The organism is Streptomyces sp. NPDC111516, assembly GCF_055635345.1.
Genome location: NZ_JBVKBV010000001.1, coordinates 847471 through 863288 on the forward strand (window position 1 = coordinate 847471; position 15818 = coordinate 863288).

Below are 15818 nucleotides of genomic sequence, written 5' to 3' on the forward strand. Positions count from 1 at the left end.
GAGCACCCATTCGATCACCGATGTGCCGTTCGAGGCAAACAGAGCAGCTCGCAGGGGCTTGGGTAGAGGTGTTACCGATGGTCCGAATTGGCCACTCCGCTTGTGCGCCCCGCCAGGCGGAAGCTGCGCGCGGAAGCCGCCGGGCGAGGGCGCCCGGCCGGCGAGGCTCGGGCTCATGAGCTGCTCACCGCGCTCAGCCCCGTCCCGGCACCCGTCACGGCGATCGCGCCGTCCGTGTCCGTGCGCAGCACCACCGTGCCGCCGGCTCGGAGCGCGTCGACGGTGCGCGGGGCCGGGTGACCGTACGGGTTGTCTTTGCCCACGCTCACCAGGGCGAGTCTCGGTCGCACGCTGTGCAGCAGAGCGGGGTCCTGATGGGCGGAGCCGTGATGAGCGACCTTGAGGACGTCCACCGGCGGCAGCGCGGGATACCTGCGCAACAGCCCTTGCTGGGCCGGAGGTTCGAGGTCGCCCAGGAGCAGCAGGGTCAGCCCGCCGGTCCGGACGTAGAGGGTGACGCTGGCATCGTTCGGCTCCTGCGGCACGGGGCCCGAGACGGCTCCCCGGAGCACTGGTGCGCCGCCCGCCCCCGTGCCGCCCGTCGGCCACAGGACTCGCCAGTCGAGGTGCCCGATCCGACGGCGTTCACCGGGGACCGCCCGCATCAGAGGGACGCCCGTCGCGGCGGCCGTTCTCCGTACGAACGCGACCTGGTCCGGAGGTTCGTCCAGGTTCGTCGTCTGGATCGCCCCGACCGCTCTGCCCCGCAGCACACCGGGCAACCCCCGCACATGGTCCGCGTGGAAATGTGTGAGGACCAGAAGCGGCACCTCGGTAATGCCCAGGTCGCGCAGACACCGGTCGACGAGCCGCGGGTCGGGGCCGACGTCGACGACCACGCCCCTGCCCTCCCCCGCGGCCAGCACCAGGGAGTCGCCCTGACCGACGTCGCACATCACGAACGCCCAGTCGGGCGGCGGCCATCCGGTCAGCACACGGGTCAGCGGAACCGGGCGCAGCACCGCGACGATCAGCAGCAGTGCGGCGGCCGAGCAGACCCAGGGATGACGCACGATACGACGGGCTGACAGCACCACCACTGCCGTCAGCACGGCGAGCAGCAGCGCCCCTTTCCCACCGTCGGGCCAGTCGATCTCCGCCCCGGGCAGCGCCGCCCCGGTGCGGGCCACCGAAGCGATCCACCCGGCCGGCCACCCCGCGATCCGGGCGAGCAGCTCCGCCACCGGTATGGCCACCGGCGCCAGGGCGAGCGCGGCGAATCCGAGGACCGTGGCCGGCGCCACCGCGAACTCGGCCAGCAGATTGCACGGGATCGCCACCAGACTGACCCGGGAGGCGAGCAGCACGACAACCGGCGCACACACGGCCTGCGCCGCGGCGGCCGCGGCCAGCGCCTCGGCGAGCCGGGACGGAACCCGGCGCCGTTGCAGCGCTTCGCTCCACTTCGGGGCGACGGTGAGCAGGGCACCGGTGGCCAGCACGGAGAGGACGAAGCCGTAACTGCGTGCCATCCACGGGTCGTACAGAACCAGCAGAAGGACCGCGGCAGCCAGCGCGGGGATCAGTGCTCTGCGGCGCCCTGTGCCGATGGCGAGCAGGGTGATCAGCCCGCAGGCCGCGGACCGCAGCACGCTCGGCTCGGGCCGGCAGACGATGACGAAGGCGAGCGTGAGCCCGCCGCCGAGCAAGGCCGTCATCCGCAGCGAAATTCCCAACCGGGGCGCCAGACCGCGGCGTTCGACGCGCACTGCCATGCCCGGCGGCCCGATCAGGAGAACGAGCAGGATCGCCAGGTTGGCACCGGAGACCGCCATCAGGTGGGTGAGGTCGGCCGCCTGGAAGGCATCGTGCAGTTCCGGAGTGACCCGTGAGGTGTCACCGACCACCAGGCCGGGCAGAAGCGCCCGCGCATCGGGATCGAGTCGCTCGGTCGCCTGCCGCAGACCACCACGCAGAACACCCGCCAGGCGCTGGACCGAGGAAGGGGGCCCGGTGACGTGCGGCGGGCCCTTGCCCTCCGGCCGGAGTACGGCGGCGTTGCGCTCCCCTTCATGCAGCGGTGGCGCCAGTCGGCCCGCGACGTGCAGCCGTGTGGAGGGGAGCAACTCCTGCCACCGGGCCATCGATCCGCCGGGCGAGACGATCAGCAGCACCGGCGTACGCAGCCGGGTGACCGCACCGTCGCGCCCGGTCAGCCGTGTGATCTCGGCATCCACGAGGAGGGAGGCGGGCGTGCTGTGATCGCCGCGCACCCGGGGCACGGTCTGCCGGGCGTCGGACGTCACCGTCACCTCCGCGTCGACTCTCGCGAACCGCTGGGCCAGCTCGCGGACCGGCCCCTGCCGTACGTCCGCGCTGTGCCATCCGGCCGACGCAGCCCCGGCCGCCGCGCAGAGCAGCGCCGCAGCGGTTGCAGTTGCGGTGGCGTGCGGCCGCCGCCGGTTGCGTACCGCACTCCCGTCATCTGCCGCCCCTCCCCCGGTACCGGCCGACAGCCCTTGCATCGCACGGGTCGCCGACACTCCGGACATCGCCAGGAGCACCATGGCCGCGCCGACGCAGAGCATCACGCCCGCCGTGGTCCACCGCCCGGGCGCGCCGAGCGCGAGCGCCGCTCCGGCCCAGGCCGCCAAGGCCGGCGGGACCAGCCGAAGGTCGAGTGGGCCTTCCTGCCGCGGGTCGGAGACACCCAGCCGCCGGCCCGAGGCCGCATGGACGTCCGGGTGGCTCATGGCACCACCAGAGGTTGGAGGTCGGCGAACCGGCGATCGCCGATCCCGTTGACTTCTCGGAGTTCGTCGACGGAACGGAAACCGCCGTGCTGGGTGCGGTAGTCGACGATGTGCTGGGCGAGAACCGGACCGACACCGGGCAGGGAGTCGAGTTGTTCGACGGTCGCCTGATTGAGGCTGACCGGTCCTGTTGTGGCGCCGCCGCTGCCGGTGCCGCCCGTGGCGGCTCCTCCCGTCCCGCCCATGACCGGAGGAGCCGGTGGGGCGCCCACCACGATCTGCTCCCCGTCCATCAGCACCCGCGCCCGGTTGAGCCCGGCGAGGTCGACACCGGGCCGGGCTCCGCCCGCGGCCCGGATCGCGTCGGCAACCCGTGCGCCGGACGGCAGTTGATGGATCCCCGGCAGTCGCACCTTCCCGCTCACATCGACGACGATGTGCCCGCCCGGCCCTGTCGTGGGTGGCGGCCCCGGTAACGGCTCGGGCACTGCCGCCACCCCGGGCGTCGGCTCCGATGTGCCGGCGTGCGCAGCTTCGTCGACCGGATCAGGAGCTCGTACGGAGTGGGGGCGCCCGGACCAGAAATGCACTACGGCGAAGACCGCGGTCGCGATCAGGACAACGGCCAGCGCGGCAAGGGTCCTTGGCTCCAAACCGCATCTGAGCCGAAGCCACACCGGAATCCGCTCCCGCAGCGCGGGTACCGCCCTCGCCCGCAGCCCCGGAGCCGGCGCGGAAGCCGGTGTCGAGGCCGACTCGGAAACCGGTGTCGACGCCGGCGCAGAAGCCGTAGCCGTGGTCGCAGCTCTACCAGGAGCGAGACTTGGTGTCGGGCTCGGAGCAGGAGCAGGAGCGAACGCCGAAGCTGGATTCGAGACCGGAGCCGCGGCCGAAGCGGGCGCCGGAGCCGCTGCCACCCCGAGCGCGGGCCGCGCGACCCGTCCGCCGTGCGCCCCTCCCATGAGGGCGTCCGCCCGCCGCCGCGAAGCCGCCGCCACGCCGTCCGCGCGCCCACGCGAGGACCGTCGTCCGGGTCCGAGGCCGGGACCGCTACGGGCGCGGCCGGGGCCGCTGCCGCTTCCGCTGGTTGCACGATGTGATCGGGGAGCCATGCCTCACGACGGTAGGCACATCCGCCCGAACCCGCTGGGCGGACCGGATTTCGGTGGACAACCGAGCAGTTGTGGATATCTCGGCCACCCGGAGGAGTGAGATCCGAGGACCGGTATCCAAGAAGCGGGGTCGCGAACCGGCTTCAGCGCGGCGAGACCACGGCCCCGAGCAGTCCGGGCCCGGTGTGCGCGCCGATCACCGCGCCCACCTCGCTGACATGCAGATCGACCAGGCCCGGCACTCGCTCGCGCAAGCGCTCGGCGAGCCGCTCGGCCCGCTCGGGTGCCGCCAGGTGATGCACGGCAATGTCCACCCGGTCGCTGCCCGAGCGCTCCGCGACGATCTCCTCCAGGCGCGCGATGGCCTTCGAGGCCGTCCGCACCTTCTCCAGCAGTTCGATACGGCCGCCGTCCAGTTGGAGCAGCGGCTTCACGGCGAGCGCCGATCCCAGCAGTGCCTGTGCGGCACCGATACGACCACCGCGGCGCAGATAGTCCAGCGTATCGACGTAGAAGTACGCGGAGGTGCCCGCGGCCCGCTTCTCCGCGGCTGCGACGGCCTCGTCCAGGCTCCCGCCCGCCTCCGCCGTCTCCGCCGCCGCCAGGGCGCAGAAACCCAGGGCCATGGCGACCATCCCGGTGTCCACCACCCGCACCGGAACCGATGCGTCCTTCGCCGCGAGCAGGGCGGCATCGTAGGTGCCCGAGATCTCGGCCGAGAGGTGCAGCGAGACGATGCCGCCGGCTCCGGCCTCGGCCGCCGCCCGGTACGCGGCGGCGAAGACCTCCGGGCTGGGCCGGGAAGTCGTCACGGGGCGACGCTTCTGGAGCGCCAGTGCGAGGGAGCGGGCCGAGATCTCGGTGCCGTCCTCCAGCGCCTGATCACCGAGGACGACGGTCAGCGGCACCGCGGTGATGCCGTGCCGCTCCATCGCCTCGGGCGGCAGGTAGGCCGTGGAATCGGTGACGATCGCGACATGGCGGGACATGAGCGGGAGGTTACCTGGCGAGTCCTCGGCTCGGCAGTCCGACCCCGACCCAGTGATCGCTCCGGACCGCTTCGGACCGCATCAGGTCACCGCCGGTCGTCGAACGTCTCAGTTCGTCGTTTCGGGCCGAGCTGCCTTCTGCCACGGGTACTCGGTCCGTGGTTGCGGGTCCGGAGCCGTGATCGCCTGCGCCGTAGCGTCGGCCGGCCCTCGTTCCTGCCCCGGCCGGCTCGTCCGGCCTTGTCCCGTCCCCCACCCCCGCCCCTGATCGCGGCTGCCGCCCCGCGGCCGGCCCTGGCCGTGGACCGGTTCGTCCGGCTCCACCGTCCAGTGCCGCAGCGCCCCGGCCTCCACATCGATCTGCGCGTTCAGCGCGTCCAGATCGTCCTCGGCGAACTGTCGGGCCCGGTCGCGCGCGGCCCATCGCAGCGAGTCCGCGGAGTGTGTGATCCGTTCCGTACGCTGCTTCAGGCCCGGCAGCAGCGACGCGACCGTCGCCCGGTCGGGCTCGCGCTCCAGTCTCTTCAGGTCGTCGTCCAGCTCCCGCCCGTGCGCACTCAGCCGCTGGAAGAGGCCCAGTGACTCCGAGAGCGAGGCATCCTCGGCGACTCCCGTCTGCAATGCCTCCTGCGTGGCCCGCATGGATGTGCGCAGCGCGAGCCGCAACTGCGCCAGCTCTCCGCCCACGCCCGTCTGGCCGTAGCTCTTGGCCCGCAACGTGGTGTCCTCGACGGTCCGGCGCGCCTGCGTGATCGTACGGTCCACGCCACGCTTCGCCACGCCGATGGCCTTGACGCTCACGTACACGCCCAGGGCCACGAACGCGAAAAAGAGCAACCCCAGGATGAGGATCACGGCTTCCATGAGCGCCCCTCGCATGTCGATTCGGCTGCCGGGTGCCGGCCCCTCCACCGTAAACGGAAAGGGCAGGCCGAGGGTTCCTTCGGAACCCCCAACCTGCCCGTAGGGGAACGCCCCCATACCGCGGCGCAGAAACCAGCGGATACTCGATACCGTCACGCGGGGACGGCGACCGCCATCACGCCGGGACGATATTGACCAGCTTCGGCGCCCGCACGATCACCTTGCGGATCCCCGCACCGTCCAGCGCCGCGATCACGGCCGGATCGGCCAGGGCCAGCGCTTCCAGCTCCTCGTCCGTGATCGACGGGGAGATCTCCAGACGCGCCTTGACCTTGCCCTTGACCTGCACGACGCAGGTCACGGTCTCGTCCACGACGTACGCCGGATCGGCGACCGGGAAGTCCTGGTGCACGACCGACTCGGTGTGGCCCAGTCGCCGCCACAGCTCCTCGGCGATGTGCGGCGCCAGCGGCGCCACCAGCAGCACCAGCGACTCGGCGACGCTCCGGGACAGCGGGCCGCCCGTCTTCGTCAGGTGGTTGTTCAGCTCGGTGACCTTGGCGATGGCGGTGTTGAAGCGCATCCCGGCCATGTCCTGGCCGGCCCCGTCGATCGCCTTGTGCAGAGCCCGCAGCGTCTCCTCTCCCGGCTCGGTGTCGACGACGGTGACCTCGCCGGTCTCCTCGTCGACGACGTTGCGCCACAGCCGCTGCAGCAGCCGGTACTGGCCGACGACGGCGCGCGTGTCCCACGGCCGCGACACGTCCAGCGGGCCCATCGCCATCTCGTACAGGCGCAGCGTGTCCGCACCGTACTCGGCGCAGATCTCGTCCGGCGTGACGGCGTTCTTCAGGGACTTGCCCATCTTGCCCAGGACGCGGCTGACCTTCTCGCCCTGGTAGTAGAACGTTCCGTCGCGCTCCTCGACCTCGGCCGCCGGGACCGCGATGCCACGGCTGTCCCGGTACACGAACGCCTGGATCATGCCCTGGTTGTACAGCTTGTGGAACGGCTCGGCGGACGAGATGTGTCCCAGGTCGTGCAGCACCTTGGACCAGAAGCGCGCGTACAGCAGGTGCAGCACGGCATGCTCCTGGCCGCCGATGTACAGGTCGACACCGCCGGTCGGCTGCCCCTCGCGCGGGCCCATCCAGTACTGCTCGATCGCGGGGTCGACCAGCTTCTGGTCGTTCTTCGGGTCCAGGTAGCGCAGCTCGTACCAGCAGGAGCCCGCCCAGTTGGGCATGGTGTTGGTCTCGCGGCGGTACTTCTTCGGGCCGTTGCCGTCGCCCAGGTCCAGGGTGACGTTGACCCAGTCGGCGTTCCGGGACAGCGGGGTCTCGGGCTGGGTGTCGGCGTCCTCGGGGTCGAAGGTGCGCGGCGAGTAGTCGTCGACCTCCGGCAGTTCCAGGGGCAGCATCGACTCGGGCAGCGGGTGGGCGATGCCGTCCTCGTCGTAGACGATCGGGAAGGGCTCGCCCCAGTAGCGCTGGCGGCTGAACAGCCAGTCGCGCAGCCGGAAATTGACAGTGCCCTCGCCGACGCCGTGCGCCTTCAGCCACTCGGTGATCTTCGCCTTGGCGTCGACGACGCCCAGACCGTCCAGCGAGATCTCGTCATTGGCGGAGTTGACCAGCTTCGCTTCGTACGAGTCGAAGGCGTCGTCCCACGTGGAGGGATCCGTGCCGCGGTCGTCCGACGGCTCGACGACACAGCGCATCGGCAGCTCGAAGGCCCGCGCGAAGGCGAAGTCGCGCGCGTCGTGCGCCGGTACGGCCATGATCGCGCCGGTGCCGTAACCCATCAGGACGTAGTCGGCGATGAAGACGGGCACCTTCTCGCCGCTGACCGGGTTGGTCGCGTACGCGCCGGTGAAGACACCGGTCTTGTCCTTGGCCTCGGCCTGCCGCTCGACGTCGGACTTGGCGGCGGCCAGCTTGCGGTACGCCGTGACGGCCTCGGCCGGGGACGCGTGTCCGCCGGTCCACACCGGGTGGGTGCCCTCGGGCCAGGCGGCCGGAATGATCCGCTCGACCAGCTCATGCTCGGGCGCCAGCACCATGTAGGTGGCACCGAACAGGGTGTCCTGGCGGGTGGTGAAGACGGTGATGTCGCCCGCGCCGTCGACCGGGAAGTCGACGCGCGCGCCTTCGGAACGCCCGATCCAGTTGCGTTGCTGCAGCTTGATGGCCTCGGGCCAGTCCAGCCCGTCCAGGTCGTTCAGCAGCCGGTCCGCATAGGCCGTGATGCGCATGTTCCACTGGCGCAGCTTGGCCTTGAAGACCGGGAAGTTCCCGCGCTCGGATCGGCCGTCGGCCGTCACCTCTTCGTTGGCCAGCACGGTGCCCAGGCCCGGCGACCAGTTGACCGGCGCGTCGGAGGCGTACGCCAGGCGGTACCCACTCAGCACGTCCGCGCGTTCGACGGCGCTCAGGGCGCTCCAGTCACGGCCGTCCGGAGCGGGACGCGAACCGCTCTCGAACTGTGCGACCAGCTCGTCGATCGGGCGGGCTCGGTCGGCCTCGGTGTCGTACCAGGAATTGAAGATCTGCAGGAAGATCCACTGGGTCCACTTGTAGTACTCCGACTCGATCGTGGCGAACGAGCGGCGCTTGTCGTGGCCCAGGCCCAGCCGGCGCAGCTGAGCGGTCATGTTCTCGATGTTGGCCTCGGTGGAGACCCGCGGGTGCGTGCCGGTCTGCACGGCGTACTGCTCCGCGGGCAGGCCGAAGGCGTCGAAGCCCAGGGTGTGCAGCACGTTGTGCCCGGTCATCCGCTGGTGACGGGCGAAGACATCGGTGGCGATGTAGCCCAGCGGGTGACCGACGTGCAGGCCCGCACCTGAGGGGTACGGGAACATGTCCATGATGAATTTCTTCGGCTTGGCGGCCAGTTCCGGATTGCCCGACAGGTCACCGGTCGGATTCGGTGCCTCGTACGTGCCCTCGGCGTCCCAGAAGTCCTGCCAGCGTGCCTCGATGTCGGCGGCCATCGCCGCCGTGTAGCGGTGCGGCGCAGCCGTCTCGGCTGCGGAATTCGTCTCGCTCATGATCCTCAAAGCTCCATCGATCGTCATCTGCCGGCGCCCACGTCTACGGACACGCGTCTACGGAAACGAAAAATCCCCTCGCACAGGAGGGGACGCCGCGCCGATTCCGACCAGGCATTCTCACCGGTCGGGACTGATCAGCGCGGCTCGCTAAGCAGAAGGCGTACGGCACGCATGGCGTCAGGGTACCGCACGGCCCCCGGGCCGGTCCTGGCGCGACCGATCCATGGACAGTGCGGCGGGAGCGACCACACGGCGGAGCATCCGGGCAGCGGGACTCCGTACACCGCTCTGTTCTGTACCGAGACAACCGATCAAATTCAGTACTGGCCGGTGGCGAGCGACTCAGCATGCCGCATCACGGGCGACATGCGACAATTGACGTTGACACGCATGCACGAGAAGCGGGTCACCCTGTAAGGATGACCCGCTTCTCACTTCTTCGCTGTGGAGCTAAGGAGAATTGAACTCCTGACCTCCTGCATGCCATGCAGGCGCTCTACCAACTGAGCTATAGCCCCGTGCTGTGTGCCACCCGGTTCCGTTTGCCCCTGGCGACATCGAGAACATTACCGGTGACCCCGCCGGTCCACCAAATCGTTTCCCGCCTGATCGGATTTGACCAATTTTGCGGCATCCCGGCCAGGGGACGAAGCGGGCGCGGAACGCCGGGGTCCACAGGGGTACACGCAAGGGGTGCACACAGCGGTCCACACAGGGCTCACGCGGTGGCGAAGGAGTAGAAGCGCTTGAGAGTGCAGTGCTCCTCCAGCAGCCGCCCGTAGATCGGCTCCCCCTCGAGCTCCCGGTAGGTCTCGATCGGGTCACCCTTTATGATCAGCGCCCGCGCACACTCCTCGCACCAGTACTGGTACTCCGGATTGATCGGATCCATGTCCCTGACGATGGGCGTACCGCTGCCGCACCAGTCGCACTTCCGCCTGTGTGCACCCATGAGTCAGCTCCGGCTTTGGCCACGGGCAGTGCACACGCAGGAGATTCCGCCGTTCTCGCCGAGCATGTGGGCCGCGCGGAGCGGGGCACCGACAAGGCGACCGGTCCGGGCACGGCGTTCGGGGACAAGGAGCAGGTCCGGGACCTCGTGGCGGCTCGCAGGCATCGCGCGCTCCCTCCCGTTCGGTCCGTCGCCCCCTCCGGCGGTCCGATTCTGCCATGACCCCGCAAGGGGGTCAGCCCGGCGGATATCCGGTCGGTCACCGACGCCGTACGAGACCCGCCGACGCGCCCGCCAGCGCCGCCGCCGACAGCACGAGAGCGCATGCCCACAACACGTGCCCCGACCCGTGCACCCCTGGTGTATCAAGGCGGTTGAGATAGAACGTGCCGAAGGCCGCGACACCGATCAGTTGACCGAGCTGGGCGACGGTCACCAGTACACCGCTCGCATCAGCCGCATCCTCCGGACGTACGTTTGCCAACGCCCCCGTAAGGGTGGGGCTGAAGCCCAGTGCCATGCCGCCGCCCATGACCGCAAAGGCCGCATACAGCCAGAGACCGCCGTCGCCTCCGTCACGCATCAACAGCCCGATGGCCACGGAACCGATGGCCACCAGGGCGAACCCGCCCGGAACCAGGGCGCCTTGAAGCCGCGTCGGCCAGCGGCGCCAGGTCAGCCCGACCGCGCCGAATACCAGCGCCGTCGGTGCGGACATCAGCCCCGTGCGCAGCGCCGAGTAGCCCAGGCCACCCTGGATGTGCAGCGTCATCGCGAAGAGGAAGCCGGCGTTGATCGCCATCACCACGAGAATACGCAGCGCCGCCCGGGCGATACCCGGGATGCGCAGCACCCTGGGCGCGATCAGGGGCGCACCACCGCGCGCGGCAAGCCGTGACTCGTACCCGGCGAACCCGGCGAAGAACCCTACGGAGGCAATCAGGCAGACCCGGGTCCAGACCGGCCAGTCCAACTCCTGCCCGAGCACCAGCGGGACGGTCAGCAATGTGACGGCAGCGGCCAGCAGCACCAGCCCCGGCAGATCGAACCCGCGCGCCCGCGCCCGGACCCTGGCAGCCCCTGTACGCGGTTCGCCGGGCAGCACACGGATACCGAGCACCAGCAGGACCAGCCCGATCGGCACATTCACCAGGAAGACCGGCCGCCAGCCCGCGCCGAACAGATCGGCGCTGACCAGCACCCCGCCGACCACCTGCCCGGCGGCCGCGCCGGTGGCGAGCACCGCACTGTAGGCGCCGAGCGCCCGGATCCGCGCCTCGCCGGTGAAGTATCGCTGAATGAGGCTGAGCACCTGCGGAATCATCACCGCCGCACCCGCCCCCTGGATCAGCCGGAAGGTGATCAACTGCCCGGTTGCTGCCGCGAGTCCGCAGGCCAGCGAGGCGGCGGTGAAGACGGCGAGTCCGGCCAGATGGGCCCGGCCGTGTCCGAGCAGGCCGCCGAGCCTGGCTCCGGTGATGAGCAACACGGCGTACGCGATCGTGTACCCGGCCACGATGAGCTGCAACCCGGCTCCGGATGCGCCGAGTTCGCCCTGGATCGTCGGAGCGGCGACGTTGACGATGAAGATGTCGAGCAGCGCCATGAATTGAGCCGCCAGCACCAGGGCGAGCACTCTCCCGGGGCGTTTGTCAGTGGTGACGCCTTTACTGGTTACGGAACGTGGAGCCGGCTCGGCGGTCGTCGTCATGGCGACGAGCCTGACCCCGGGTGGATACGGGTAACGAGAGCCCGCTGATGCTGGTACCGACAACACCTGGCAACTCCCGTACGAGGCAACCACGATGGGGGCATGACATCGGTGACGACACATCAGCCGGCCGGACACCGGAGGCGTCCGGAGCTCGCGGCCTTTCTGCGCAACCGCCGGGCACGGGTGACGCCCGCCGATGTGGGCATGGCTCCCGGACTGCGCCGCCGCACCCCGGGCCTGCGCCGCGAGGAGGTCGCCCAGCTCTCCGGCATCGGTGTCACCTGGTACACCTGGCTGGAACAGGGCCGTCCGATCAACGCGTCACCGCAGGTCCTGGACGCCGTGGCGCGCACCCTTCGGCTGGACACGCCGGAACGCGAACACCTCTACAACCTGGCGGAGGTTGCCTACGCCCCCGGCAGACAGACCGACGCGATCGAGGTCGGGCCGGAAATCCAGGGCATCATCGACGCGCTCGATCCACATCCGGCCGTGGTCTACAACACGCGGTACGACGTCCTGGCCACCAACCCCGCCTACCGCGACCTGTTCGGCATCCCCGAAATAGCGGGAACGGGCATACGCAATGCGCTGTGGACGCTGTTCACCGTGCCCGAGGACGCCTGTCCCATCGTCCACCGGGCCCAGGAGCTGCCGATCATGGTGGCGACGCTGCGGGGCGCCTACGGGCGAGCCCGCCTGGGAGTCGTTCATCGAAAACCTCTCGGCCGCCAGCCCGTACTTCGCCGAGCTGTGGCGCAGCGGGGATGTCGCCCCGCCGGGACCGCGGGTGAAGACCTTCCGGCACCGGGCAGCCACCGCCGAGGTACGGATGACTTCGGTGTCGCTGTCCGTCAACGGGCTGCCGGAGTGCCGGATCGTGGTCTACACCCCGGCCGACGAGGAGAGCGGGGAGCAGGTGGCGGCACTGCGGCGGCGCCGGGAGGCGTGACCGGACGCACGGTCAGAGGGGGCCGGGGAAGGGTCGGGGAAGGGTCGGGGAAACGGAACACGCAGGGAGAACGGTCGGCGCCAACGCGAAGATCCCGCCCCCTGGTGGGGACGGGATCCTGATTGTGGAGCTAAGGAGAATTGAACTCCTGACCTCCTGCATGCCATGCAGGCGCTCTACCAACTGAGCTATAGCCCCGCTGTTCGCTGTGTTTCCCTGCGTTTCCGCGCTGCGAACAAGAAGAACTTTAGCCTGTGACCAGCCGGAAAGTGAAATCCGGCCGATGCCGCACCGAGGTGACCTCCGAGCGCCGTCCGGGACCGCCCCACAGGCAGCCCCGGCGATCCCACCGCTCCGCCACTCCCGGCAGTCGCAGGTGCCTTCACTGCCGGATTAGTCCATTGCGCTCGGCGCCGTCGCTGGTGGATGTCGCCGCTGCCGGGCGTCGTCACCGCTACGTGTCGTCGCCGAGTACCTGCTCGGGCAACGTTCCGGCGTTGTGCTCCAGCAGGCGCCAGCCGCGCGCGCCCTCGCCCAGCACCGACCAGCAGCAGTTCGAGAGCCCGCCGAGCCCTTCCCAGTGGTACGACTCCAGGCCCAGCAGCCGACCAATGGTGGTACGGATGGTGCCGCCGTGGCTGACGACGACGAGCGTGCCGCTGTCGGGCAGCTTGTCAGCGTGTTCGAGTACGACCGGGGCGGCCCGGTCGGCGACCTCGGTCTCCAGCTCACCGCCACCGCGGCGCACGGGCTCACCGCGCTTCCACGCGGCGTACTGCTCGCCGTACTGCCCGAGGATCTCCTCGTGGGTGAGGCCCTGCCAGGCACCGGCGTAGGTCTCCCGCAGTCCCGCGTCGTGCGCGACTTCGAGGCCGGTGATCGCGGCGAGCTCGGCGGCCGTGGCCGTCGCCCGCTGCAGATCGGAGGCGACGATCGCATCCGGCCTCAGCGAGGCGAGCAGCCGGGCGGCCCGCTGGGCCTGCCCGATGCCGGCCTCGGTGAGCGCGATGTCCGTGGAGCCCTGGAACCGGCGCTCCAGATTCCATGCCGTCTGACCGTGTCGCCAGAGGACGATCCTGCGGCCCCTGCCGCTTCCGCTGCCGTTCAGCTCTGCTCACCTTCCGTGCTGCCGGTGAGCTGAGCGTGCTCCGCGGCCTTGCCGCGGGTCTTGACCGCGTCCTCGGGGAGCGCGATCTCGGGGCAGTCCTTCCAGAGGCGCTCCAGCGCGTAGAAGACACGTTCCTCGCTGTGCTGGACGTGGATGACGATGTCGACGTAGTCGAGGAGGATCCAGCGCGCGTCGCGGTCGCCCTCACGGCGTACCGGCTTGGCGCCGAGCTCCTTCTGGAGCCGCTCCTCGATCTCGTCGACGATCGACTTGACCTGGCGGTCGTTGGGGGCCGAGGCCAGCAGGAAGGCGTCCGTGATCGACAGCACATCGCTGACGTCGTACGCAATGATGTCGTGCGCGAGCCGGTCGGCGGCCGCCTGAGCGGCGGCGTTGATGAGCTCGATGGAGCGGTCCGTGGCGGTCACAAGCAGGCTTTCGTCGGCGGTCAGATCAACCCCTAGGGTCTCACGGACCGCCGACAGCCCACGCAGCGAACGTTCGAAGGTCGAATCGACCTCATCCGCGCGGCGCGGCCCCGATCATTTGATCTCGTAGTTCTGGCCGAGCACGACGGACACATCCGCGTTCGCGGCGGGCTTGCCCTGCTTCACCGCGCTTGTCGGCAGGCCCAGGGTCTTGGCGACCTGCGTCGCCTTTTCCTTGTCCGCCGCGGTCTTGTAAAGGACCTCCGACAGCGCCGCTGCCTCGACCGTTCCGCCGCCCACGAAGGCATAGCCACCGTTGACCAGCTTGATCCGGGCGGACTCGGTGCCGTCCTTGTCACCGGTGGCGTTCTTGACTCCGACCCGTACCGTCGCGTCGGCGGACGGCGACTTCACCGTGCCACCCAGGATGTCCTTGACGACACTCTCGGCGGCCGCTTCGGTGAGTGTGCCGTCGGCCTGCACCGGCAGCAGTGCCGTCTTGTAGTCGCCGATCTTGGCGCGCTGGGCGAGCTTCGCGAGGGAGGCGCCAAGGTCCTTCTCGGGGAGCGACGGGTCGAGGATCTGCGCCAGCGTCTGCACGGTGACCGTGGCGGCCTTCGGATCGTCCGAGATCTTCCGCAGGACACCCCGCAGCACCTCCCCGAACCGCGTGAGCTGCTTCGTCTCGGCCTCGCCGGGCGCCCGGTAGGTGGCGTACGCGACGGCCATCCGGCCGCTCAGGGTCTGTGCCTCGCCCTTCTTCACCAGGGGGGAAGCGTCCTTCTTCGTGTCGGGCACCTCGGTGTCGGTGTCGACCTCGATGTTGCCGACCAGATCGACGAGCGTCTCCAGATAGGGGGTGTCGAGCCGCCACGTACCGCTGATCCTCGTGCCGAGCAGCGTATCGATGGAATCGCGGGTGCCGGTGGTGCCGTCGCCCTCGACGGACTTGCCGAGGGTGGTCGTGACGCCGTCGTCGTCGGAGACCGCGAGCGAGTTGGGGAGCAGGACCGTGGCGCCCTGTTTGGTCGTCACATTGTCGACGAGCAGCGCCGTGGACGTGCCGCCCTTCTTGGTGTTGTGCAGATGGACGACGATGACGTCCCGCTGCTGCGGGCCCGTCGATGCCGTGTTGTCCTTCTCCGAACCGGAGAGGCCGGGGATCTTTCCGGCGGACCAGAGGTAGCCCACACCGCCGACCACCACCAGGGCCACCACGACTATCAGCGCGACCATGCGGTTGCGGCCGCGGCGACGCGCCTCCTCGCGCCGCTCACTGCGGCTCTCGGTGAACTTCAGCCAGTCGATGACGTCTTCGGAGTCCTCGTCGGGCTCCTCGATGAAGGAGAACTGCTCGGTGCGGTAGTCGGCGCGGCGCTGCCCCGGAACGGCCGCGTCCGGCCCGGCCCCGGCGTCGCTCTCCGGCCGGGGCTCCTGCGTGACCGGCGCCGGTGCGGGCGGAGGCGGGGGCTGTGCCGAGGGCTGCGCGGAGGTCTGCTGCGGAATGTTCCACTGCTGGGTGGTGTCGACCGCGGCGGACTGCCGGCCGGTGTCGTAGCCGTAACCGTCGTAGCCGCCGTAGGCCTGCCGCTGGGGCGACTGCGGTTGCTGAGGCGACTGCGGTTGCTGAGGCGACTGCGAGCCATACGGGTCGTACGCCTGTGGCTGCTGGGCCGGGGGCTGGGTCTGAGGCTGGGCGTACGGATCGTATCCGTACCCCTGGCCGCCCTCATACGGCTGCTGCTCGGGCTGCTGGGGCTGCTGAGGCGCATACGGGTCGTACGCCTGCTGTCCGGCCTGCTGGTACACCGGCTGCCCGTACTCGTCGTAGCCGATGATCTGCGGCTGCTGGTAGTACGGGTCGTACGGGTTCTGTCGGTCGTTCACCGGTGCC

At 70.1% G+C, this 15818-nt stretch carries 10 protein-coding genes, 2 tRNA genes and 1 pseudogene; 1 reads left to right on the forward strand and 12 read right to left on the reverse strand.

Annotated features, from left to right (window positions below):
- Positions 1–173: 173 nt before the first annotated feature.
- The 8 genes from ACZ7L9_RS04025 to ACZ7L9_RS04060 form a co-directional block, all read right to left on the reverse strand.
- Positions 174–2753, reverse strand: a complete 2580-nt coding sequence (locus ACZ7L9_RS04025; RefSeq protein ID WP_471412284.1) for a ComEC/Rec2 family competence protein — start codon at positions 2751–2753, stop codon at positions 174–176.
- On the reverse strand, positions 2750–3178 hold the full coding sequence (locus ACZ7L9_RS04030) for a ComEA family DNA-binding protein (RefSeq protein ID WP_471412285.1): 429 nt from the start codon (positions 3176–3178) through the stop codon (positions 2750–2752). The genes ACZ7L9_RS04025 and ACZ7L9_RS04030 overlap by 4 nt, the downstream gene beginning before the upstream one ends.
- A gap of 830 nt (positions 3179–4008) precedes the next feature.
- Positions 4009–4854: a DegV family protein gene (locus ACZ7L9_RS04035; protein WP_471412287.1), complete on the reverse strand. Its 846-nt coding sequence runs from the start codon at positions 4852–4854 to the stop codon at positions 4009–4011.
- A 108-nt stretch (positions 4855–4962) separates the two neighbouring features.
- Positions 4963–5718 carry a hypothetical protein gene (locus ACZ7L9_RS04040; RefSeq protein ID WP_471412288.1) on the reverse strand — a complete coding sequence of 252 codons (756 nt, stop codon included), beginning with the start codon at positions 5716–5718 and terminating at the stop codon, positions 4963–4965.
- 175 nt (positions 5719–5893) lie between these two features.
- A complete protein-coding gene (leuS, locus tag ACZ7L9_RS04045) occupies positions 5894–8767 on the reverse strand; it encodes a leucine--tRNA ligase (protein WP_471412290.1) in 2874 nt (957 codons plus the stop codon).
- A gap of 448 nt (positions 8768–9215) precedes the next feature.
- Positions 9216–9288: transfer RNA gene (locus ACZ7L9_RS04050), tRNA-Ala, on the reverse strand.
- A 200-nt stretch (positions 9289–9488) separates the two neighbouring features.
- On the reverse strand, positions 9489–9722 hold the full coding sequence (locus ACZ7L9_RS04055) for a hypothetical protein (protein ID WP_015608461.1): 234 nt from the start codon (positions 9720–9722) through the stop codon (positions 9489–9491).
- A gap of 259 nt (positions 9723–9981) precedes the next feature.
- A complete protein-coding gene (locus ACZ7L9_RS04060) occupies positions 9982–11433 on the reverse strand; it encodes an MFS transporter (protein ID WP_471412291.1) in 1452 nt (483 codons plus the stop codon).
- Between the two features lie 102 nt (positions 11434–11535).
- On the opposite strand from ACZ7L9_RS04060, the pseudogene ACZ7L9_RS04065 reads away from it, so the two are divergent.
- Positions 11536–12388 (forward strand): annotated as a pseudogene (locus ACZ7L9_RS04065) (helix-turn-helix transcriptional regulator).
- Positions 12389–12513: 125 nt separating this feature from the next.
- On the opposite strand, the gene ACZ7L9_RS04070 reads toward ACZ7L9_RS04065, so the two are convergent.
- From ACZ7L9_RS04070 to ACZ7L9_RS04085, 4 genes are all read right to left on the reverse strand, one after another.
- Positions 12514–12586 (reverse strand) — tRNA-Ala (locus ACZ7L9_RS04070).
- Positions 12587–12842: 256 nt separating this feature from the next.
- The gene (locus ACZ7L9_RS04075; RefSeq protein ID WP_471412778.1) at positions 12843–13496 is read right to left on the reverse strand and encodes a histidine phosphatase family protein; all 654 of its coding nucleotides are present in this window, start codon (positions 13494–13496) and stop codon (positions 12843–12845) included.
- A complete protein-coding gene (rsfS, locus tag ACZ7L9_RS04080; protein WP_266361561.1) occupies positions 13493–13924 on the reverse strand; it encodes a ribosome silencing factor in 432 nt (143 codons plus the stop codon). The genes ACZ7L9_RS04075 and rsfS overlap by 4 nt, the downstream gene beginning before the upstream one ends.
- A gap of 114 nt (positions 13925–14038) precedes the next feature.
- The gene (locus ACZ7L9_RS04085; RefSeq protein WP_471412293.1) at positions 14039–15811 is read right to left on the reverse strand and encodes an LCP family protein; all 1773 of its coding nucleotides are present in this window, start codon (positions 15809–15811) and stop codon (positions 14039–14041) included.
- Between the last annotated feature and the right edge of the window lie 7 nt (positions 15812–15818).